Source organism: Paenibacillus sp. BGI2013 (assembly GCF_002843485.1).
Classification (GTDB): domain Bacteria; phylum Bacillota; class Bacilli; order Paenibacillales; family Paenibacillaceae; genus Paenibacillus; species Paenibacillus amylolyticus.
Genome location: NZ_PJFA01000006.1, coordinates 382,182 through 403,662, shown reverse-complemented (window position 1 = coordinate 403,662; position 21,481 = coordinate 382,182). Strand labels below are relative to the sequence as shown.

Sequence of the window (21,481 nt, the reverse complement as noted above, 5' to 3'; positions counted from 1 at the left end):
GGCCTCTTTCATATGTACCAGACTCACGGGACAGCAAGTACCTAACGAATTCATCTTCAGAAAAGAGTGGTTACCTTTTCCAAATTATGCCGATTCCCTTGGAATCAACGTAGTCGATAACATAACCGTCTCTTTCGGCGTCCCCGGTCGTTCGATCCGGTGCTGTAAAGCTTCCACCGCACGTTGTCCAAGCTCCTCTTTGCATAGGTTAACCGTGGTCAGTGGTGGGGAGGACGTAACGGCAGAATGTACATTGTCGATACCGATGACAAGGCAATCTTTAGGCGTGGAGATGCCCATCTCCTGTAATTTATGCATCCATTGCAAAGCGATATCATCATTAACACCAATCCAGGCATCGGGACGTTTGTCATCTGGCATGTTTTGAATGGCGGTAGCCAATTGGTTAACCCATTCCCCGTTCTCATACGGAATATTCCATTCTCTAAAGCTGGTCGTATGACTGGTGTCCACATGGAAATGGTTCAGAGCCAACTCAATCCCGATTTTCCGCTGGGCGAAACTCGCAGCACGACCATCATCTGTGATGAGGCCGATCCGTCGGCAATTCATAGACATTAGATATCTAGCCACGGTGATGCCAGCTTCCAGATTATCATGGCTGATCGTATCACAATTCAGCAGGGGCTCCTGATGATCTACCAGAATAATAGGACGGCCTGTCTGAGAGAGTCTTTGCAGAACCGTATGAGGGAAAGCCCCCATGACAATAATCCCGGCACAACGTTCCCAGTCCAAGTGAGGAGCAATGGCTTTTTCGGGAGAGGTGTTCTCGTCCGTCACTCCGAGTGAGGGAGATACAATGGCATGATGCCAACCACGCTCATTACAGGCGGAGATCATGCCAGACAGAACACGTTGCCAGTAGTGGGGTTCACCGCGGTTGAGCTGATTCATGCATATGAGAGCAAAAGGTGGATCGGACGGATCTGCATGGTTTGCGGCAGGAATATTGTTAGCACCTGGAGTACTTTGGCGATATCCTAAAGCACGAGCAAGTTCCAGAACTCGTGCGCGTGTTGCTTCACTGACACCCGTCTTGCCACTGAGTGCGCGGGAGACGGCATATTTGGATAATCCGAGCTGGTCAGCCAGCGTCTGAATGGATACTTTGCGTGACATATCATTACTCCTTCATTTGACGATCATCTTCTGACACAGTACACTTACAAATAATAATGTTATTATAATTTATCATAACAAAAATAACAATAGAATTCAAAGGAGACGACATCCATGGAACAGTTCAGATTACCGAAAATCCCTATGCCACAACTGGAATTGCCACAAGCTGTGCAGGATATTCTGACTGAGGCGGACGAGCGTTTGCAACATCGACCGAGATTGCTGGCTCAGTTTCGCAATTGTTTTCCGAATACACTGGAAACGACCACGAAGCTACTAGATGATGGGACAACCTTTGTGATTACAGGGGATATTCCCGCCATGTGGTTAAGGGATTCCGTAGAGCAGGTCATGCATTATGTTCCGCTTGCGAAGGATGACGAGAAGTTGCAACGTATCATTGGGGGGCTGATCAAACGGCATACATTTTATGCTGATATGGATATCTATGCTAATGCGTTCAATGAAACAGCGAATGGATGGCATTGGGATGCCAATGATGAGACGGAGATGTCACCCTGGGTGTGGGAACGGAAGTTTGAATTGGATTCCCTCTGTTTCTCCATGAAGCTGGCTTATACATATTGGCGGGAGACGGAACTCACGGATATATTTGACGAGCGCTTCAAGAAAGTGATGGAGAATATCGTACAACTATGGGAGACGGAGCAGCATCACGCAGAGCAATCACCTTACCAGTTCATGCGGCGCAATTGTCCTGCCCATGATACGCTGCGTAATGAAGGATTGGGTATGCCGGTGAATTATACGGGGATGATCTGGTCCGGATTTCGTCCGAGTGATGATGCCTGTGATTTTCATTATAATATTCCGGCGAACATGTTCGCTGCGGTAACCTTGCGCCAGATGGGGGAGATCGCGAAGTGGGTGTTCCGGGATGAGCAGCTGGTGAGTCAAATGGCTCGTTTGGAAGAAGAAATACGACATGGCATTTCCCTGTACGGTACTTACCGTCATCCGGAGTATGGACAGATATATGCTTATGAGACGGACGGTTACGGCAACTTTTGTCTAATGGATGATGCGGGCACACCTGGACTGATGTCTATACCGTATATGGAGTATGCTTCGATTGAAGACAGGGTATATCAAAACACTCGTCGATTTATTTTGAGCAAAGAAAACCCGTTCTACTATGAAGGGAAGGTAGCCAAAGGTATAGGTAGCCCCCACACCCCTCCAGGATACATCTGGCACATGGCGCTATCCATGCAGGGTCTGACCGCAGACAATGACGAGGAAATGCTGGCGATGATTGAATTACTGGAGAACACGGATGCAGGTACTGGATATATGCATGAGGGTTTCCACGCCGATGATCCAAACACGTTCACCAGACCATGGTTTGCCTGGTCCAACAGCCTGTTCTCGCAGTTGGTGTATAAGGCAATGAAAAGAGGAATTCTATAAAATGATGAAAGTTCCAAAAAAATTGCTCACTGCTCGCGAAGCAGCCGTTCCGGTTACGAATCGTTCTTTCGATCGCTGTTATCCCCGGATTTCCTGATCGACTTTTGTAAAGTCGAAATCCGGGGATAAGCGTATGCTTCCGATGCAGCTTTCTTTCAGAAAGCTTTTAGGCGAACACTTTGCTTCTTCAGAATCGATTTCGTTCCCTGCACTACTTTTGCTATTTGGATTGACAATTTTTTTGTGACAACATTTTTGGAACTAGGAGAGTAAGTAAAAAAATAAGAAAGCCCAAACTGCTAAACTTTTGCAGTTTGGGCTTTCTTTAATATGAAATATACAGGCGCTTCGCTATGTGTTTTTTAGTAGATCGGCGATGAAGACTTTCTGGCCTGTGCGTGCGCTTTCCAGTGATGCGAGGACCATGGCCATGCTGAACTGGTTATCGCTGCAATCGGTCTCAGGCAGTCGGCCGGATTCCAGTGCGGCGAACATGTCTTCGAGACAGCCGTGATGACCTGTTTTGTCCATGACAGGCAGTTCCGCTTCAATCCGCTCACTTGGCTGGAAAAAGGATGGTTTGCCGTCAGCATCCAGGCTTTGCGCAGCAACTACTTCAGCATAGATGTCATCATGACCATCCCAGATGGCGGTTCCTTTTTCACCGATTACGCGCCAGCTTGCTTCCCATGATGTGGGTACACCTTCTGCGCACCAAGATCCGCGATAGTTGAATACGGACCCGTCAGACATCTCAAATATACATAACGCCATCGCATTGCCCCGATACCAGGAACCTGGAGGGTTGAACTCATGGCAGTACACCGATACTGGGTTGGCTCCGAGAATATACCGTGCCTGATCAAACGTATGTATCGCCATATCGAGCAGCAGCGGACTATCCATCAGATCACGGAATCCGCCGAAGTGTGGCCCGAGGAAAAAGTCGGCTCCTGCGTAACCTACCTGCCCTATAGCTCCGCCGGAAATGAGGTGCTGGTAGGCGCGGATACGCGGATCAAAACGGCGATTCTGCATGACGGCTTGAATGTGTCCTGTGCTGCGAGCGGTTTGCACAATATCTGTGCAGTCGGAGAAGGACTCTGCCAGTGGTTTCTCGCCAAATACGTGACATCCTTCCTTCAGCGCCGTCATGGCAATGCCGTAATGACTCGCCGGAATTGTGACATCAAATACGATATTTGCACCAGTCGTTTGAATGGCTTCACGGATATCGGTGAACGTAGGGCAGGTGAGGCCGTGTCTTGCAGCAAAAGCAGTGGCTGTCTGTTCATACAGATCGACCAACCCAACGATTTCCGTATCCGGCCTTTGCAAGGCATAGTCCGCCCACGTGTTTGCCATGGCACCGCAGCCAGCAATAATTACCCGATAAGGATGAGTCATGTTCTCATCTCCTTCGCATGGATTGTGTTATACAGCTCGCATGGTTTCCTATACCGGATTGGGCACAAAATCGCCGCCGCGGCATTGTTTCAAATATCGTAATGCATGCACCTGTCCGGTCATTTCGAGTTCATCTTTGTAGACGGGATCATGCCAGCCTTCAATGTCAATCGTACCCTGATAACCGTTCTGGCGCAGAATGGTGATAATGTCTGCCCAGTTGTTATCCCCGAAGCCGGGTGTGCGGTGCCAGACAAATTCACGTGGGCCATGCACGCCGTATTCCTTGACAATATCCCAGGCAATCGTGGCATCTTTGCCATGTACGTGGAAGACTTTATGTGCCCATTTGCGCAGCTGTGGAATAGGATCAATCAGGCTGGACATTTGATGGCAAGGCTCCCACTCCAGCCCAACATTTTCATCTGGAACAGCATCAAACATCATCTCCCAGGCCGTCGGGTTATGGGCAATGTTCCAGTCGCCTGTCTGCCAGGTGCCGCCCATATCACAGTTTTCAAAAGCAATGCGTACACCCCGGTCTGCTGCCCTACGTGCCAGTTCACCAAATACTTCCTTGAACCGGGGGATGGACTCGTTAATGGGTTGATCGGTTAGACGTCCGGTAAACCCGGAGACGATATCTGCACCGAAGAGCTGTGCGTGATCGATCACTCGCTCCCAGCTTGCCAGTGTATCGGCGTTGTCTCCGGCTCCAGTTAGCGGGTTACCAAATACACTCACCGCGGAGATGACAATACCTTGTTCGTCCACGATTTCACGGACACGTTTGGCTGTCTCTGCCAAGTCCAGGTCACCAGTTGTTTGCCAGAAGGTCAGGTTAAATGATTCGAAGCCATGTTGCATGATCTGCGGGATAACGCGGACGGCGTCCTGCCCGCCTACAAGGGTACCGATGCGTAATGATTTATTCATGGTTGTATTTCACTCCAATATTGGCTTATAGTACTTCGTGACACACTCATTATAGCCGTGGATTAACGGGATGGCTCTAAACAATCTTGTGTAATAATAGTCGGATCTTGTGAAGAGGGGGAAGAAGTCGTGCTGGATCTGAAAGCGCTTCACGAAAATACCCGAATTGACCATAAATCACATCCATTTCAGCTGTTCCAAAATCGGTGTTCAGATATGAAAGCTGAAGAATGCATTTTGTATTTGCATTGGCATGAACATTTTGAGCTGATTATCATGCGCAAGGGCAGTGCGCTGTTTCATATTGATAGCAAACCTTATGTGGTTCGAGCAGGTGAGGTCATCATCATTCCTGGAGGTACATTGCATGTCGGATATGCTCTGGATGAGGGGGATGTGCATTATGATTCCGTTGTGGTCAACCGTGCACTGTTCCATGATTTCACTCATGATCCTGTGCATGAGCAATATGTCGCGCCGTATTTGGAAGGAAGAGTGAGATTTCCGGTCAAACCGGCAGAGGAAAATACAGCCTGCACAGGCTATTATTCTTTGCTGAATGAAGCTGTGGAGGAAATGGCGTTACAGCCCCCGGCTTATCAGCTCGTGGTGAAATCCAAGCTGCATGCCTTGTTCACCCTGCTTGCGCGAACCTTTATGCCGCAGCAACTACCGGATAAAACGGTCGGATCGTATTTTCCAAACCGTGAACGTTTCAAACAGTTAATTGCACAGGTTGAAGCGGACCCCACAGGCAAGATGTCTGTTACGGAAGCGGCAAGTCATGTGGGATTAAATGCGTATCACTTCTGCAAAATGTTCAAAAAGCTGACCGGACGTACCTTTGTGGAATACGTGAACGGGTGTAGGATGAGTGAGGCAGAGCAGCTGCTGCAAGGCAGTAGTCTGACCATTACAGAGATCGCCGCCAGAGTCGGCTGCGACAATGCCAACTATTTTACGAAGTTATATAAACAGTACAAGGGAGTAACTCCTTCTGGGGGGCGAATGAAGAAGCAAGTCTGAGTCACAAAAGTCCGCTGCTCATCGTCATGTATGCATTAAGCGGAGGGGATTGATGTACATGACAGAGCATCATAATGAGCCAGTATGGGATATTATCATCATTGGAGCAGGCATTGCCGGTTTGACCGCCTCGATTTATCTGGCCCGTGCAGGAAAGACTGTGCTGTTGCTCGACAAAGGGGTACAGCTCGGAGGACGCGCTATCTCAAATGAGATTGCGGGAGCACGCGTAAACTTGGGGGCTCATGCTCTCAGTAAAGCAGCGTTACCCATTCTCCATGAGGTAGGCGTCACACCTATCGGATCAGTACCGAAACCGCCAGATACATTGGTGTTTGAAGGAACAAACGGCGGGAATAAGACAATTTCCCTAGCACAGCTCTTGCTCGGATCGTATTTGAAATGGAGAGAGAAGTGCCAGCTTCTTCGGTTCTACAGTTCTCTCCGAAAGGTAGATACATCCGTTTTGCATAACGTTAGTTTGCAGACTTACCTGGAAACCCTGGTATCCAGTCCACGTGTACGTAGTGTCGTATTTGCGCTTGTTCGTTTGAGCACCTATTGCGATGCTCCTGATCAGGTAAGTGCTGGCGCCGTCATTGAACAACTCAAACAGAACCAAGTATTGTATATAGATGGAGGTTGGCAATTCCTCGTTATTTGGCTCACAGAACAAGCTCAGCAGGCGGGTGTATCCATCCGCACAAGCTCGGTCGTACGAGAAATTGCCGGAAGTTATCCTCAGATGATGGTTTCCTTAAAAGATGGTTCACAGTTGACGACTCGCAACGTCTTATCAACGGCTGGCCCATTGGATACTTTAGCTCTGCTTAATCCTGCTCTTTCACCCATTGAAGCCAAACTGTATCACAAGTTAACTCCTGTTCGAGCCGCATGTCTGGATCTCGTCGTGTCCGGGATGCCTCAACCGAAAACAAAATTTGTTTTAGGCGTAAATCATCCTTGGTACTACTCCAACCATTCCGCCGCGGCCTCCTTATCAGAGAACCCTGTATATGAAGTTGTGCATGTGATGAAGTATTTGTCGGAATCATCAAAATCGGATCCAAGGCAGGATGAAGACGAACTAAAGGGCTTTCTCGATTTGATTCAGCCGGGGTGGCGCGAGCATATCATTAAGCAGCGGTTTCTTCCACGAATGCTTGTCTCACATGGCAGTGTCACAGCTGAGAACGGAGGTCTCTCGGGTAGACCTGGATCTGAGATCACAGGAAGACCGGGGCTCTATGTTGCTGGCGATTGGGTAGGGGATGAAGGGATGCTGATTAATGCCTCTCTGGCGAGCGCAAAGCGGGCTGCTCAAATGATAATAGAAGGTAGAGGAATAGATAAGGAAGGAATACATTATGGAGATTGAATTGGTATACAGGACATATAGACCCCTTCTTCTTTCTATCGCATATCGTATGCTGGGATCTGTCATTCATGCTGAGGATGTGGTTCAGGACGCATTTGTAACAGTACAGCAGCAAGGTATTCATAAAGAGGGTAGCTCTGTTCGGAACCTGAAAGCATACTTATGCAAAATGGTAACTAACCGTTGTCTCGATTACTTGAAATCAACACGTAAAAAAAGGGAACTATACGTCGGGACATGGCTACCGGAACCTCTGGTGCAAAATTATAAGGCTGCTCGAGAATCAGTATCAGCCGTGGAACATGATCCACTTCAAACGATTGAACTGGAAGATACGATTTCGTACGCCTTCCTGGTCATGCTTGATCGGCTAACCCCAATTGAGCGCGCGGTATTTATTCTGCGAGAAGCTTTTGAATTTGATTATGGCGATATAGCAGACTTCTTGAACAAGACGGAGGTCGGCTGCCGGAAAATATACAGTCGTCTTAAACGTAAAATCCAGGACGAGCCGGAAGTCGAGTTGACTCCCAGCGTTCAGTCCGAGCAGCTTGCGTTTCGTTTCCTCCAAGCCACGTCGAGTGGAGACATGGGAGGACTCTTAAAAATGCTTTCCCACGATGTCGCCTTGTACAGTGATGGTGGTGGTAAAGTTGTGGCAGCAATTAAACCCGTTACATCAAGCCAGCGGGTGCTGGCGTTCATTCAAGGGCTCTTATCCAAAGGGGACAGCGCTGGTATTGTACGTCTGGTCAAGGTCAATGGACAACTAGGATTTGTATTAAGCAGCCCCTCTGAGGCATTCCCGACTGTGGTCAGCCTAGCTTTTAGAAACGATTGTGTTGAGCGGATCTATATCTTGCGTAACCCGGATAAGCTGCAACATCTGAATTTAGGTTAAAGTGAAGTCAATTTGGATACTCATTTCATAAATCTGGAGAATAGACGATTGGCTTTCTTGGCGAGGTCGTCCATTTTGACGTTGGCATGATCGAACTGATTGTATCCCCATTTGATCGTTTGCAGCATGCGTGGAGATATGGGCGTTCCTTTGATCCGTGGATAGATGTTGTGATAGGCCCAGACCAGATGCTCCCAGCGATTGTCATTGCCGTCCTGGATATACTCGGATACGTCAATCACTTTCCCGCGTCCATCCTGAAGTATTACATTTTTCAGATGAATGTCGCGAGGGTTCAACCCGCGGCTGCGAACGGCTTCTCGCGCTGCGTCCACATCGAGCATCACCTGCTCGGGGACGGGGATTCCTTTTTCCAAACATTCCAGCAGCGTATCCCCGGGTTCAAAACTGATCACAAGTACATTCCGGCCACTGCCGAAATAGGTAGGGAAGTATGGCAGACCTTTGAGCTGCTCGTATACCTGTTTTTCATTTTCGAGTTTGTCCAAGGCATGATCCGAGTACATCTTGAGGGCATACTGCGGCAAGCCGTCATACGTAAATACAGCCGCATCCGTACCTGTGCCAATGCAATTCAATCCTTCTACATCGCCGATGATGTTCACGAGCTCATTCCGGTCGCTTCCGATGACTTGGATCTGTTGTAATGCTTCTTCCGCCTGGAACCAATCCGGTCGATTCATGGGTGGTGCCTCCTTTTAGGATATGCCTGTACAATTTTTTTTCATATAATCATTTTCTAACGAACCGAGTAAGTCTTATTTCGCGTAAATCGGCAGATCTGAAAATGTAACGAATCAGAGACACGCTATTGGCTCATTTGCTTGCAGTAAACATGTTCTACAACCGAATAAGACTAATTAGCTTGTCTGGGGTTCGTTTAAGTTCCGTAAAACCTCATGATCCGCGTGATAAGGTGTGTGAGATTCGTTAGCGCCGGGCCAGCACTGGCTTCGGGCTAGACCGTACTAACATCCCGGTCCTGAATTCGTGCCCTCTATAGAGTATATTATGCGTTCTGCTCCGCAATTTCATCTTTTGGTGATGTTACTATATAAACGATACGGATCGAATCGGAAACGGTTGCGTCAGAAGAAAATAACGGAAGCGCGCTTGCGACAAGGTTGCCCGGGCTTTATACTGTGAGCATTAAGGGATCTCATGCAGATCCGGCATACAGAAAGGCAGATTACTTATGGCACAATACCCGCAGTGGTCTTATTCGCAGTCGCGGGCGAGTATGTTCGATGAGTGCCTGCGCAAATATTATTATCATTATTACGGTGCCCATAACGGCTGGAAGACAGACTCTGCTGATGAGATGCAGGTTCGTCTGTACCGTCTGAAGCAGCTCAGCAATCTGTATCTTGTCTTCGGGGATCTCGCACATCGGATGTGTGAGTCGGCGGTACGCAGCAGGGAAGAGGGCAAAGATAAACCGCGTGAACACTTCCTGGAACAGACGATACGCAAGCTGCTGAATCAGGCGTATGTGGAATCCATGGACACGGATCAGTGGCGACTGAACCCCAAGAATCGCACGATGCTGTCCGAGATCTATTACGGGGATGACACGTTGAATGATCGGATCGCCACGATTAAGGAACGGGCTTCGGCCTGTGTCGGTAACCTGTACCAGACGCTTACGTGGGAGGACTTGTCCCGAGCAAGTACGGACATTCTGGAGATCGAGAAATGGGATACCATGATGCTGCACGATACACGTGTGTATGTGAAGATGGATTTATTGTATCGACGCAGTAACGGCAATATTGTCATTGTGGACTGGAAGACGGGCAAGGAAGATGACTTCTCCGATCAGCTAATGCTGTACGCATCCTATGTGAGAGAACACTACCGGGTTCCCTTGGAGCAGATTGAGCTGCGAGTGGAGTACCTGTTAACCGGAAAACACCGGGAGTTTACAGCGACAGAAGAGGATATCCGGAAGGTAGAGGAGAACGTGGGTCGTTACATTGAGGAGATGCGATCCTGCGTGGAGGATGAGTATTACAACCGTCCCAAGGACGTCACCTACTTCACAGCGATGCCATCACACCGGTCCTGCCGGGATTGCAACTTCCGCGAAGTGTGCAGTGAGCGAGCAGTCTGAAGTGCCAAAAACCGGAAAAACCTAAGGCCTTATACCCACCAACAAGCTATCCTATATGTGAAAAAAAACAAGAAGCGCAAGCCGGGAACATCATCTGCCCGACTTGCGCTTCTATTGCATTCCACAGGCCTGGCGACAAGGCGCCGGGTGGAACGATCATATCAAGATTACTGGACAGCGGCGGTATTCTCCAGCGCCTGACCCGCAGGAACATAGGCATGCCCGAGATCCCGGGCAACCGCCTCATACGTGATGTGTCCATTCAGCACGTTAACCGCGCTGCGAATGGACGAACTGCCGCGAATCGCGGCGGCTGCACCGTGGTTGGCCAGCTGCAGCGCATAAGGCATGGTGGCGTTGGTCAGCGCCACCGTGGAAGTACGCGGCACGGCGCCCGGCATGTTCGCCACCGCGTAGTGCACGACGCCATGTTTCACATAGGTCGGTTCATCGTGGGTTGTGATATGATCAATGGTCTCAACGATCCCGCCCTGATCAATCGCCACATCCACAATGACCGAGCCCGGTGCCATCGTCTTAACCACTTGCTCGCTGACAAGTGTTGGCGCCTTGGCGCCCGGAATCAGCACCGCACAGATCAACAGATCTGCCGACGCAACAGCTGTTGCAATGTTGGACGGGCTAGATACTAGTGTGTGGATCTGATTGCCAAAGATATCATCCAACTGCCGCAGACGATTCAGATTCAGGTCAAGGATGGTCACATCGGCGCCAAGACCAATAGCAATTTTGGCTGCATTTGTTCCCACCGTTCCGCCACCAATAATGACCACTTTCCCCCGACTGACGCCGGGTACACCTGACAACAGAATGCCCTTGCCACCTTCTGTTTTCTCCAGTAGCTGTGCTCCGATCTGGGAGGCCATGCGGCCTGCAACTTCACTCATAGGGGTGAGCAGGGGGAGAGCGCTGTTGACCTCCAACGTCTCATACGCAATAGCCGTTACCCGACTCTTTATAAGGGCTTTGGCAAGCTCCGGTTCCGCTGCGAGGTGCAGGTAGGTGAACAGAATCAGTCCCGGACGAAAATATCCATATTCACTGGCAAGTGGTTCTTTCACCTTGATGATCATATCGGCTTCGGTCCACACGGACTTGGCATCAATCCGAATCTCGGCGCCCGCAGTTTGATATTCATGATCCGTGAATCCACTGCCGATCCCCGCGCCTTGTTCAATCAGTACTTGGTGACCGGCTCTGATGAAATCAGCAGCCCCGGCCGGAGTCATTGCTACACGATTCTCATTATTCTTGATTTCTTTGGGAATTCCGATTCTCATCACCATGCACCTCGTCCATTTATTGGTTGTTAGCTTATACTACAAGTTTATGACTTGAATAATCGTTTTGCACCTTACTTGATGTCTAATTTTTAGGGATCGAACTCAACATATTGTCGAAAAAGACTGTTCAGGACATTTGTCCATGGATTATAATGTAAGAAAAAATAACACGAAGAGGGATCGCCATTGCGAAATGACCGTGTGTTTACGATCAAAGATATCCTTGCACGTCCGGTATTTGGCCGAGCACGACTAGCGGCAGGGAAGGATGGAGTGAACCGTCAGGTTGGCTGGGTTCATGTATTGGAGATTACCAATGTATCTCCATTCGTAAGCCCCCATGATCTTATTTTATCCACTGGACTGTGGCTTCAATCGGAAGAAGGGCGCGAAGAGTATCTGCTTCAGCTCATTGGCAGTGAGGCAGCCGGGCTGTGTGTGGAGTTTGGTACCAGCATATACGGGATCCCGGAAGAACTGATTGAACTGGCGGACAGACACCAGTTTCCGCTGATCGTATTTGAGCAACCGGTCCGTTTTGTCGAGATTACACAGGATATTCACTCACTGCTCATTAATCATCAGCACCAACTGTTGAAAAGTCTGGAAGCCTACTCCCGCCAGCTTCAGCAGCGTACATTACAGAGTACGGACATGTCTGCTGTGCTGAACCTGTTGCATGAATACGCTGCAAAACCGGTGGTGTACATCTCGTCTATGGAGCCGGGTAGCTTTGTGCCCGAACTTGCTCCAGAGATGGAGCAAGCAATCTATACCTGGTATGAACAGGAGGTAGAACATCTGGATCTGAATGATTCGGATACTGAATTATGGTTCCACATAGACGAAGAGAAGGCTCTGTTGTGTCATCCGGTCGTCTGTTTTGGCCAGGTATTTTCGGCTGTAGGCATGATTGTGCATCCCGCAGCTCCAGTCGAATATCTCAAGCTGTTGCTCGACTATTCAGCGAAGGCAGCGGCAGCGCTCACGCTTCGCTCCCAGTTTCTTGAAGAGAAGATGGTCCGCAATCAGAACGAGCTGATCCAGGATCTGATGAATGGCAACATCCATCAGGAGGAGCAGGCCCAGACCCGAATGGGACTTCGTTTGCTGGTGAAGGGACAGTACTGGTTTGCGGGAGGGGTCATCGAGATTGAGCATCGATTGAAGGGTACGGGCCGGGAGAGGATGGAAGCGAATCATCAGGATGTGCTTGTCCTGCTTCGTTCCCTGCTCAAGAAGAACAATCTGCCTAGCCTGATTATGCTGAAGAACAACCAGGTATATCTGTGCTGTGCGAAGGAAGCGGTAACGGCCGCTGCACGTCATCAACTGCTGCGATTGCTGGAAGGAATCGCCCTGGATGTGAAGCGGTTTGCCAGCCGCAACTTGAACCAGGTTATGATTCATGTAGGATTTGGCAAGTTTCGCAGCCGTTTGACCAGTCTGCCGGAGAGCCTTCAGGAGGCCTATCAGGTGATCGAAGTTTCGAGATCGGTAGATTCGATGGAACATGTTCACTTTTACGAACGTATGGGTATATATCAAATGTTAAAGGCATTACCCCAATCCTTCCTGCAACCCTTTGTCCAGGATCACCTGGGTATGTTGATTGAACATGACCAAACGCATCACCTGCGATTGGTAGAGACGTTGGATGCCTACTTGCAGAACTTTGGTTCCAAACGGGATGCGGCCGCCCAGTTATTTATTCATCGGCAAACGTTGTACAACAGACTGGAGAAGCTGGAAGAACTGATGGGTCCAGGTTACATGGATCAAGGGAGAAGAATCTGTCTGGAGATGGCGCTGCTCGCGCACGTGATGATTGAGAATGGACAGTGGCAATCCTCTTGATGAGGTGAAAGGGATGCAACACAGACTGTGCACCCATCTTACACTACCTTGAGCACAGTCTAGCAGTTTTTACTAATCCGCCGGGTGTGTCGTAATGAAGTAGGCAGGCGTTGCAGAGTGGAAGTGGAGCGTCGGCCACGATAAAGCTTCGTTTGACCGGAGGAAGGTGCCAGTGATAATGAAGAAGGAGCAGCCAGCCGATACGGGGGTGACGACCGGTCGGGACGTCCTTCCTGTCCTGCTTCATTGTCCTCCATTGAAATGCCACTTTGGTGCAGCCATTCATTAAGTCGTTTAGGATTGATTCCAAGTTGTCCGCTCAGATTACAGATATCGAGGTTTATTCTCACACAAATCCGCCTTTCCTGGAATATCGGGCTGGTAGTAGGGTATGAAAGGGAAGCATGAATTCGAGATCGGTAAATGCTCATGTACATGTTGGCTGTGCTTGATTGGCGGAATGATCCATTATGTTAAGAAGTAGCGCGAAGGGGTCTATGTATACCTTGTAAGAACGTTTCCATGTCCGCTGTTTTGAATATTTACTATAAATTGGCTTTTAACAAGATTCTATCACTTCACATGCAATTGCGCGTCTCAATATAGTCTCAATTTTGTGAGAGAAAAAAGTATATTAAAAGTACCAGTATCTAGTACGGAGGACATATATGGGAAACAGTAGTGAGGCTCAATACGACAAATATGTTGAGGATGGCAAACGTTTCATTGGTCGAACCAAGGAACTGACGACACTGGAGCGGTGGTTCAATCATCCGGAAGCGCCACTGACCATATTTTCAATTACGGGTATGGGAGGCATCGGTAAATCTTCTTTGCTTTCAGAGATGTTATCCGTATCTCGTGATCAAGGTGCGACGGCAATATGGATGGATGGCCGATCATGCGGCGCAACGCCTTCCGTTTTTATGGAATATTTGTCCTCTACTTTGGAGTTGGAAACACTGGATAATGACGGATATCCGCGACCACTGAGCTTGCTGAAAGACACTTCGGTCGAGAAGCGATTGGTCCTGGCAGTGGATAATTATGAAGAACTCGCACTGCTGGAAAGTTGGTTCATGGAAGTCTTCATATCCAAACTTCCGTTAAGAGGGATACTTGTCATTCTGGCATCACGCCCAGAACTTGCATCCGCCTGGCGGACACATCCCCGATTGCATCAGCGGTTTGTACAGATGCAGCTTCAACATTTTACCGTCGAAGAGATTTCGGAGTATATCTCGGTTGCGGGCTCTCTGAATCAGGGGATGGCAGGTACTATTACGAGAATGACCGATGGACATCCGCTGGGTTTGGCGCTTGCTGTGGAAGCTGCGGATCAGAGACGGAATCTTCCCCATGCCGAATGGGCTGAACTGTCGCATATGATTAGTGCCCGATTGCTGTTGGAACTGACGATTCCTCGTCTGCATCCCATGGTGGAGGTGTTAACCCTGCTTGGAACAGCAAATCAGGAATTGTTATCATCTGTACTGGATATGACTGTGACCCAAGAAGAGTACCACATGCTGAGACAGATGTCGTTTATTCGTTCCGGCCCGGATGGTCTTGCCCTGCATGACATGGGCAGGGTGCATCTGCTACGGGATTTGCGCCAACGTGAGCCGCATCGGTTGCAGACGATGCGTATCCAAATCGCGAAGTTGCTTAAACCGCTACATGAACAGGCAGGTTCGCATGAGCGCCGCCAGATTGCCCGGAAGATGTTGTTGCTCTGTCAGGAGTCCATGCTTCAATTCCGCAAGTACGCGGATGTGTCCCGTGATTCCTTGTTCTCCCCTCTTGAAACGATGAAACAAGAGGATCTGCCTTCGCTGCACAGGCTGTTACAACAATGGTGTGAGTACAGCGTGGCACCAGATCAGGCCGTGTTCTATGGCCCGTTCCTGGATGAGCTGGCGCACCGTTATCCCGAAGGGATCGTATTGATGCGTGACCAGCTTGGAGAGCCGATCGCCATGTTCATTACAGTGCTAGTACATAGGGAAAGTAGCGGTCTGCTACTGAAGCATTTTCCAAATGAGATGAATGAATGCTTCACACCACAGGAGCTTGGCAATGATCCGGATCAAAGTGATACTCACTTTGCTTTGCTGGCTGCGGCAAGAGATGACGTGCCTGGTTACACACGAGAAGAACTGGTGGGGTATATGGCACTGGACCGACTGTCTCTGTTGGGTGATGGTGCGAGAGTGATATTGATTGCAACGAATCCTCATCTGAAGTTGTTCCTGCTGAGTATTGGCTTTCAGATGCGGAGAACCCGAACCCGTGCTTGTGACAGATATGAGGACCCGGCAGATGTGCTTGATTTGGATTTGCGTAGTGGGCAATTCGGAGCGTGGGTTATGTCCCTGCTTGATCCTGAATGGCAAGATGATCGGATACAGCCAGGAACAACGGTGCGGGAGCGGACATCCTGGTCGGAACAGGAGGTTCGCAAGATGCTGGGGCACCTTCGTTCTCCAGGAGAATTGCATGAATATGCTGGCAGGGTTGCAGGAGCAAGGGATGGGATCCAGTTACAGCTGTATGTCATGGATCTGTTGGAGGGCAGAGTGCATGGCCTATCTCCACAGGATCAGATGCTGTTATACGCAGCCTACTGGACGCATGCTGGCAATCCAACTGCCGCAGCCCAGACGTGTTCCATGAGTCGGGCGACATTTTATCGCCATCTCAGAACAGCGCTGACTCGCTTGGCGCGGATTTTGTAGGGTTCTATTCATTCATATACCGATAATAACGACAAGAAGAGGCTGGTCATAGACCAAGCCTCTTCATGCGATTATAGAGCGTTGCCCTGGAGATGCCAAGTTGCTTGGCCAGTGTTCGTTTGTTACCACTTGCTGCTTTCAGATATTGAATTAGAAGTTGCGCTTCATAGGTGTCCAATTTTTGCTGGTAGGTAACACCGGAGACAAGTTCGGAATCATCCGAAGGTTCTGTTTCGTCCACATTTGCAACCGTTCGAGGTTCTTGTTCTGCTCCCGCCGAATCCTGACGTTGCTGATATTCGTTGTTGGCATGTGAATGGATTCCGGATGCCAGTTGAATTTCGGACTGTTCTTGCATGGTGAGGGAAGTGAGGGTATCGGGCAGATATTCCTGCTTCACCTCACCATCTGTCGTCAGAATGGTCAGGCGTTCGATCACATTTCGTAATTCACGCACATTGCCTGGCCAATCATATTGGAACAGCAACTTGAACACTTCAGGTGGAACCAACTCAATATGACGGTTATAGAGCAATGAGAATTCTTGAAGGAACGTCTGGGTTAATTCATATATATCTTCCTTGCGCATACGCAGAGGGGGGATGACAAGGTTAATGACATTCAGCCGATAGTAGAGATCTTCTCGGAATTGATTACGGGCAATCATACTCATTAGATTCTGGTTGGTTGCTGCGATAATCCGGCAGTCGGCCTGCTTCATACGCGTTCCCCCCACAGGAAAGTAACTCTTCTCCTGCAACACCCGAAGCAGTTTCACTTGCAATTCCAATGGCATCTCACCGATCTCATCCAGAAAAAGAGTACCCCCTTCGGCAAGCTCAATCTTGCCCTTTTTGCCTTTGGGATTTGCTCCGGAGAAGGCGCCTTTTTCGTAGCCGAATAACTCACTTTCGAACAAGGAAGCAGGGATTGCCCCACAGTTAATAGCGGTGAACGGTGCACTCTGCAATTCACGGAGATCATGAATGGCTTTGGCGAATAACTCCTTGCCTGTGCCGCTCTCCCCGAGAATAAGTACGGTTGCTGAGGTGGTACTGATCTTGCGAATGGTCTCCATGCACTGCTTGATGACCGGGCTGCTGCCCTTGATTCTGGCAAATGGATCTAATTCGGGACGTAGCCGAGCAACGGCTTTTTCCAGATGTTGAACTTTGGATGTCATATGTAATAGTTCCTGATGTAATCGGATTTCGGTTGTTATATCCACTTCGGCAGCAACTGCACCCACAATATGTCCATCCAGTTGGACAGGACGAGCATTAATCAGCGCGAAGAGGTCGGGCCGTGGCTGATGCTGTTTGCGGTAGACCGTTTCGCCGGTATACAACGTTTTGAGAGACTGTAGCCGATCTGGAGGGAAAAAGTCCGCTGCGGGTTGTCCGATGATGTCTTTTTTGCTGATCGAAAAAACATGCTCCGCGCCAGTTGTCCAGTAGGCCACTTTGGCATCTTCATTAATTAATGTCAGAGCTGAACCCGCTGTCTCCAGTGTGGTCTCAAAATAAGCTTCTATTAGGCGATGCGCATGCATCATGGCATGCAAAACATCGGATACGGCGATATATCCCAATAGGGGTCCATCATCCTGAATGAATAAATAAGAAGATGTGTTGAATAAGCAGAAGGCATCTACCAACGATGTTGAGGACGGAATGGTAAGTGTGGAGAGGTCTTTATCCAGAATATCCATATCCGTACGCAATAAAGACATTAATTCTGGAAGTAAATGTTTCATCGATATCACCTCAGTTAGAACATAACTTTTGGAAACGACTTCTTTACACGAGTTACATACAAGTAATCTACATATGAAATGACTGGAGAATGATGGTTACCCATATTATAACTTTCCAAATGAGGTGTGTATATATTTTTTGACATGAAGCATACATGTTGTCGGCACAGAGGAGATCGATGTTGAATTTTCATTTCTGATATTTCCTTTTACTATTATTTTAAGGAATTAATGCTAATTTGTATGAGCCCTTCAGTAATTTAAAGTGAGGGTTGAGTTATTAAAAATGACATTTGAGTTACCTTATTAAGCTGTGATTTCTCAATCTGTTACACGGCAGTTGAGGTGATTATTCATATAGAACATGAATTGTCCACACCATTAAGAAACTTCTGAATAATGCTATATGAAGGCCATCCGCATGAAGAAGAACCAAAGGAGGGTGATGAAATGGCCATTCTATCAACTGGGCCCATTGAGAATAATATTTCAGGAATAACGGGGATCCGACCAACTCAATCCGTTACGGTCAAAATCGATAACCGGAATGCGACAGAAATGTTCACGGTGCTTCTTCGGGGCTATTACCTTAATGGAGTCAGAACATTATATGTAGAAGAACTGCTCAATGTATCACCTAATCAGGTCATCACCAAAGTTTATAATGGGAATTTTGATGCTTTTGAGTTTGTATTTTCAACCTCAGACACGGCTGCTGAAGAAGCACAAATATCCGTATGGGGTAAAAATGCCGCAGGCGAATTAGTTGCGGCTCACCGATTGGTATCCCAAGAGTTATTGGGAGAAACGCTTAGCACAACGGGTGTAACTGGAGCCACGGGAGTAACGGGAAGCACCGGGTCTACCGGAGTGACAGGAGCCACGGGCGTAACTGGAGCAACGGGAAGCACTGGAGCTACTGGAGTGACAGGAGCGACGGGCGTTACGGGAGCAACGGGAAGTACCGGGGCTACCGGAGTGACAGGAGCCACGGGCGTTACGGGAGCAACGGGAAGTACCGGGGCTACCGGAGTAACAGGAGCCACGGGCATTACGGGGGTAACGGGAAGTACCGGAGCTACTGGAGTAACAGGAGCCACGGGCATTTCTGGAGTAACGGGAAGTACCGGAGCTACTGGAGTAACAGGAGCCACGGGCATTTCTGGAGTAACGGGAAGCACCGGGGTTACCGGAGTGACAGGAGCCACGGGCATTACGGGAGCAACGGGAAGTACCGGGGCCACAGGAGTGACAGGAGTAACGGGAAGCACCGGGACTACCGGAGTAACAGGAGCCACGGGCATTTCTGGAGTAACGGGAAGCACCGGGGCTACCGGAGTAACAGGAGCCACGGGCGTTACGGGAGCAACTGGAGGCACCGGAGCTACTGGAGTAACAGGAGCCACGGGTATTACGGGAGTAACAGGAGGCACCGGAGCTACTGGAGTGACAGGAGCCACGGGCATTTCTGGAGCAACGGGAAGCACCGGGGCCACCGGAGTGACAGGAGCCACGGGCGTTACGGGAGCAACCGGAAGCAGCGGGGCCACCGGAACAACAGGTGTCACTGGAGCAACTGGTACAGCAGGGCAAGGGTTGTCCTCGTACGCCTACATTTTTAATACATCAGCTCAAACTGTAGCTATTGAAGCGGATGTAATCTTCGACAGCAACGCAAATCTTACCGGTATTACTCACACGGCCAATACCGCTGCGATTATTATTGGTAATGCCGGGGACTATGCGGTGTTTTTCAACGTTGCAGGTGTGCAGGCAAACCAATTCACCCTTTATCAAAACGGAGCCCCTGTAGGTGGCAGTGTCTATGGTTCAGGAGCTGGCACTCAACCGAATCCAGGCATGGTCATTATTACGGCTGCTCCCGGTGATGTGCTGACATTACGGAACCATTCCAGCGCATCAGCTGTTGGTCTGCAAACACTAGCAGGTGGAACACAGACCAATGCCAATGCCTCTATCCTTATTCAACAATTAAGTAGTTAAACTTTTCGAGTTTATAATTTTGATTAATAAATGGGTGTGTCCAGAAAAATAGACATTTAAAATTGGGGATGCTAATTTTTTAGACATTAAGAGAAGAACCGGAGAAAAGGAAAGTTGAATGCTCTGGTAAAGTGTTCGTACAGAAAAAACCATGTGCCAAGAAAGAAAGAGGCAACATGGTTTTCTTTTGTCTTTTTCATATATATTGATCCAGCTGGAAAATAACTATCGGAACATATTCTTAACGACCATCCAGAGATTAGCCGGTTTTTCGGCTAAACGACGGGTATAGTACGGATACCACATAGTGCCATAAGGTACGTAACAGCGAATGCGATAGCCTTCTTTGGCGAGACGTTCCTGTTCGCTCATGCGCAGACCATATAACATCTGAAATTCAAAGGCATCCGGCGAGATTCCCCGATCCTTGGCGTATTGTTTCGTCCAGTTAATGATGTGATCATCATGCGAGGCAACCGCAGTGTACACACCCTGATCGAGGTGATTACGAATCATCGTTTTGAATTGATGAATGACTTCAGAAGTATTCTGATAGGCGACTGATCCGGGTTCTTTGTAAGCACCTTTAACCAGTCGAAGCCGGATGCCTTCCCGAATCATATCACGCGTATCTTCTTCGGTGCGATGCAGGTAGGCTTGCAATACTGTGCCTGTATTATGCAGTCCTTCCGAGTGCAGTCTTCGGACAATATCCAGCGTTGCTTGAGTAAATGGACTATCCTCCATATCAATTCGGACAAATAGATCATGCAATTTGGCTTGTGTGGCAACGGTACGGATATTTCGATAACCCTCTTCCGGGTCAAGTGCGAGGCCCATCTGGGTTGGTTTTAGCGAGACGTTGGAGTCTACGCCTTCACGTGCAATGCCTTCTACCAGGCGTACATACTCATCCCTGTACAATGCCGCTTCGCTCAGGCGGGTGATGCCTTCGCCCAGATGATCGAGTGTAGCCATAATGCCTTTATTATTGAGTATGTGGATCTCTTCGAGAGCTTCTTCCAAGGTGTTTCCTGCAATAAATTTGCCTGCCAGCTTCTTACCATATCTAATGGACAGGTTCTCTACAGCTTTGTTGCCTGCCACGGTTAATAAGGTTTTGCGATATATTTCCGTTCCCACACTCATTTTCGTTTCCTCCTTCAGCATTGTGCTAACTTAATTCAAGCAAGAAACGTGCCAGATTTGGCGATGGTCTACTATTTTTCATGAAAATTATCTATTTAAATTGGACTAAACATTTACACAAAACGGAGAGGACAGAAAGAACCTGAAGAAGCGGAGCGCTCGCCTTTATCCCCGGATTTTCCCTCTATAAAAAGGAATCAAAAAATCTGGGGATAACAGCGATCGGAAGGTTATTCTGTCATCGGAGTGGCCCGTGTGAATTTTCTTTAGTTAAATTTAACGAGAAAAATATTTCAATCCCAACCGGAGTTGGC

Annotated in this window: 16 protein-coding genes; 8 read left to right on the top strand and 8 right to left on the bottom strand. The window is 48.7% G+C overall.

The annotated features are described in order from the left end of the window. Positions 1 to 84: 84 nt before the first annotated feature. Positions 85 to 1,143: a LacI family DNA-binding transcriptional regulator gene (locus CXK86_RS17710; RefSeq protein WP_101314165.1), complete on the bottom strand. Its 1,059-nt coding sequence runs from the start codon at positions 1,141 to 1,143 to the stop codon at positions 85 to 87. 114 nt (positions 1,144 to 1,257) lie between these two features. Between CXK86_RS17710 and CXK86_RS17705 the strand changes: the two genes are divergently transcribed. Further along, the gene (locus CXK86_RS17705) at positions 1,258 to 2,577 is read left to right on the top strand and encodes a glycoside hydrolase family 125 protein (RefSeq protein ID WP_076251285.1); all 1,320 of its coding nucleotides are present in this window, start codon (positions 1,258 to 1,260) and stop codon (positions 2,575 to 2,577) included. Between the two features lie 351 nt (positions 2,578 to 2,928). Here CXK86_RS17705 and CXK86_RS17700 read toward each other — a convergent pair whose 3' ends face one another. Together CXK86_RS17700 and CXK86_RS17695 are read right to left on the bottom strand one after the other, a co-directional pair. Then, positions 2,929 to 3,984 carry a Gfo/Idh/MocA family protein gene (locus CXK86_RS17700; RefSeq protein WP_076251287.1) on the bottom strand — a complete coding sequence of 352 codons (1,056 nt, stop codon included), beginning with the start codon at positions 3,982 to 3,984 and terminating at the stop codon, positions 2,929 to 2,931. A 48-nt stretch (positions 3,985 to 4,032) separates the two neighbouring features. Next, complete coding sequence (locus CXK86_RS17695) at positions 4,033 to 4,920, bottom strand: sugar phosphate isomerase/epimerase family protein (RefSeq protein ID WP_076214488.1); 888 nt, start codon at positions 4,918 to 4,920, stop codon at positions 4,033 to 4,035. 129 nt (positions 4,921 to 5,049) lie between these two features. On the opposite strand from CXK86_RS17695, the gene CXK86_RS17690 reads away from it, so the two are divergent. The 3 genes from CXK86_RS17690 to sigJ are packed head-to-tail and all read left to right on the top strand — an operon-like array spanning position 5,050 to position 8,225. Then, entirely contained in the window at positions 5,050 to 5,946 is an 897-nt protein-coding gene (locus tag CXK86_RS17690) for an AraC family transcriptional regulator (RefSeq protein WP_076251289.1), read from the top strand. A gap of 58 nt (positions 5,947 to 6,004) precedes the next feature. Continuing rightward, complete coding sequence (locus CXK86_RS17685; RefSeq protein ID WP_076251702.1) at positions 6,005 to 7,324, top strand: phytoene desaturase family protein; 1,320 nt, start codon at positions 6,005 to 6,007, stop codon at positions 7,322 to 7,324. Continuing rightward, complete coding sequence (gene sigJ / locus CXK86_RS17680) at positions 7,314 to 8,225, top strand: RNA polymerase sigma factor SigJ (protein ID WP_076251291.1); 912 nt, start codon at positions 7,314 to 7,316, stop codon at positions 8,223 to 8,225. Before CXK86_RS17685 ends, sigJ begins: the two co-directional genes overlap by 11 nt. 20 nt (positions 8,226 to 8,245) lie before the next feature. Here the strand turns inward: sigJ and CXK86_RS17675 are convergent, their stop codons facing one another. Continuing rightward, complete coding sequence (locus tag CXK86_RS17675) at positions 8,246 to 8,929, bottom strand: serine/threonine protein kinase (protein WP_076251293.1); 684 nt, start codon at positions 8,927 to 8,929, stop codon at positions 8,246 to 8,248. 512 nt (positions 8,930 to 9,441) lie between these two features. Between CXK86_RS17675 and CXK86_RS17670 the strand changes: the two genes are divergently transcribed. Continuing rightward, positions 9,442 to 10,359: a PD-(D/E)XK nuclease family protein gene (locus CXK86_RS17670; RefSeq protein ID WP_076251295.1), complete on the top strand. Its 918-nt coding sequence runs from the start codon at positions 9,442 to 9,444 to the stop codon at positions 10,357 to 10,359. 167 nt (positions 10,360 to 10,526) lie between these two features. Here CXK86_RS17670 and ald read toward each other — a convergent pair whose 3' ends face one another. After that, positions 10,527 to 11,660, bottom strand: a complete 1,134-nt coding sequence (gene ald, locus CXK86_RS17665) for an alanine dehydrogenase (protein ID WP_076251296.1) — start codon at positions 11,658 to 11,660, stop codon at positions 10,527 to 10,529. Positions 11,661 to 11,864: 204 nt separating this feature from the next. On the opposite strand from ald, the gene CXK86_RS17660 reads away from it, so the two are divergent. Further along, complete coding sequence (locus CXK86_RS17660; protein ID WP_257467899.1) at positions 11,865 to 13,520, top strand: PucR family transcriptional regulator; 1,656 nt, start codon at positions 11,865 to 11,867, stop codon at positions 13,518 to 13,520. Between the two features lie 59 nt (positions 13,521 to 13,579). Here CXK86_RS17660 and CXK86_RS31870 read toward each other — a convergent pair whose 3' ends face one another. Then, positions 13,580 to 13,870, bottom strand: a complete 291-nt coding sequence (locus CXK86_RS31870) for a hypothetical protein (protein WP_133120414.1) — start codon at positions 13,868 to 13,870, stop codon at positions 13,580 to 13,582. A 318-nt stretch (positions 13,871 to 14,188) separates the two neighbouring features. On the opposite strand from CXK86_RS31870, the gene CXK86_RS17655 reads away from it, so the two are divergent. Beyond that, positions 14,189 to 16,258, top strand: coding sequence for an nSTAND1 domain-containing NTPase (locus CXK86_RS17655; RefSeq protein WP_076251300.1), 2,070 nt, complete (start codon positions 14,189 to 14,191; stop codon positions 16,256 to 16,258). A gap of 46 nt (positions 16,259 to 16,304) precedes the next feature. On the opposite strand, the gene CXK86_RS17650 is transcribed toward CXK86_RS17655, so the two are convergent. Beyond that, positions 16,305 to 18,014, bottom strand: coding sequence for a sigma-54 interaction domain-containing protein (locus CXK86_RS17650; RefSeq protein WP_076251303.1), 1,710 nt, complete (start codon positions 18,012 to 18,014; stop codon positions 16,305 to 16,307). A 450-nt stretch (positions 18,015 to 18,464) separates the two neighbouring features. Here CXK86_RS17650 and CXK86_RS17645 point away from each other — a divergent pair, with 450 nt between their 5' ends. Then, entirely contained in the window at positions 18,465 to 20,018 is a 1,554-nt protein-coding gene (locus tag CXK86_RS17645; protein ID WP_076251305.1) for a collagen-like triple helix repeat-containing protein, read from the top strand. 225 nt (positions 20,019 to 20,243) lie between these two features. On the opposite strand, the gene CXK86_RS17640 is transcribed toward CXK86_RS17645, so the two are convergent. Further along, positions 20,244 to 21,167 carry a proline dehydrogenase family protein gene (locus tag CXK86_RS17640; RefSeq protein ID WP_076251307.1) on the bottom strand — a complete coding sequence of 308 codons (924 nt, stop codon included), beginning with the start codon at positions 21,165 to 21,167 and terminating at the stop codon, positions 20,244 to 20,246. Positions 21,168 to 21,481: the final 314 nt, after the last annotated feature.

Excerpts from the sequence above, each read along its gene's own strand:
- CXK86_RS17710 (WP_101314165.1), bottom strand. The coding sequence starts at position 1,143 with ATGTCACGCAAAGTATCCATTCAGACGCTGGCTGACCAGCTCGGATTA.
- CXK86_RS17705 (WP_076251285.1), top strand. The coding sequence starts at position 1,258 with ATGGAACAGTTCAGATTACCGAAAATCCCTATGCCACAACTGGAATTG.
- CXK86_RS17700 (WP_076251287.1), bottom strand. The coding sequence starts at position 3,984 with ATGACTCATCCTTATCGGGTAATTATTGCTGGCTGCGGTGCCATGGCA.
- CXK86_RS17695 (WP_076214488.1), bottom strand. The coding sequence starts at position 4,920 with ATGAATAAATCATTACGCATCGGTACCCTTGTAGGCGGGCAGGACGCC.
- CXK86_RS17685 (WP_076251702.1), top strand. The coding sequence starts at position 6,005 with ATGACAGAGCATCATAATGAGCCAGTATGGGATATTATCATCATTGGA.
- sigJ (WP_076251291.1), top strand. The coding sequence starts at position 7,314 with ATGGAGATTGAATTGGTATACAGGACATATAGACCCCTTCTTCTTTCT.
- CXK86_RS17675 (WP_076251293.1), bottom strand. The coding sequence starts at position 8,929 with ATGAATCGACCGGATTGGTTCCAGGCGGAAGAAGCATTACAACAGATC.
- CXK86_RS17670 (WP_076251295.1), top strand. The coding sequence starts at position 9,442 with ATGGCACAATACCCGCAGTGGTCTTATTCGCAGTCGCGGGCGAGTATG.
- ald (WP_076251296.1), bottom strand. The coding sequence starts at position 11,660 with ATGAGAATCGGAATTCCCAAAGAAATCAAGAATAATGAGAATCGTGTA.
- CXK86_RS17655 (WP_076251300.1), top strand. The coding sequence starts at position 14,189 with ATGGGAAACAGTAGTGAGGCTCAATACGACAAATATGTTGAGGATGGC.
- CXK86_RS17650 (WP_076251303.1), bottom strand. The coding sequence starts at position 18,014 with ATGAAACATTTACTTCCAGAATTAATGTCTTTATTGCGTACGGATATG.
- CXK86_RS17645 (WP_076251305.1), top strand. The coding sequence starts at position 18,465 with ATGGCCATTCTATCAACTGGGCCCATTGAGAATAATATTTCAGGAATA.
- CXK86_RS17640 (WP_076251307.1), bottom strand. The coding sequence starts at position 21,167 with ATGAGTGTGGGAACGGAAATATATCGCAAAACCTTATTAACCGTGGCA.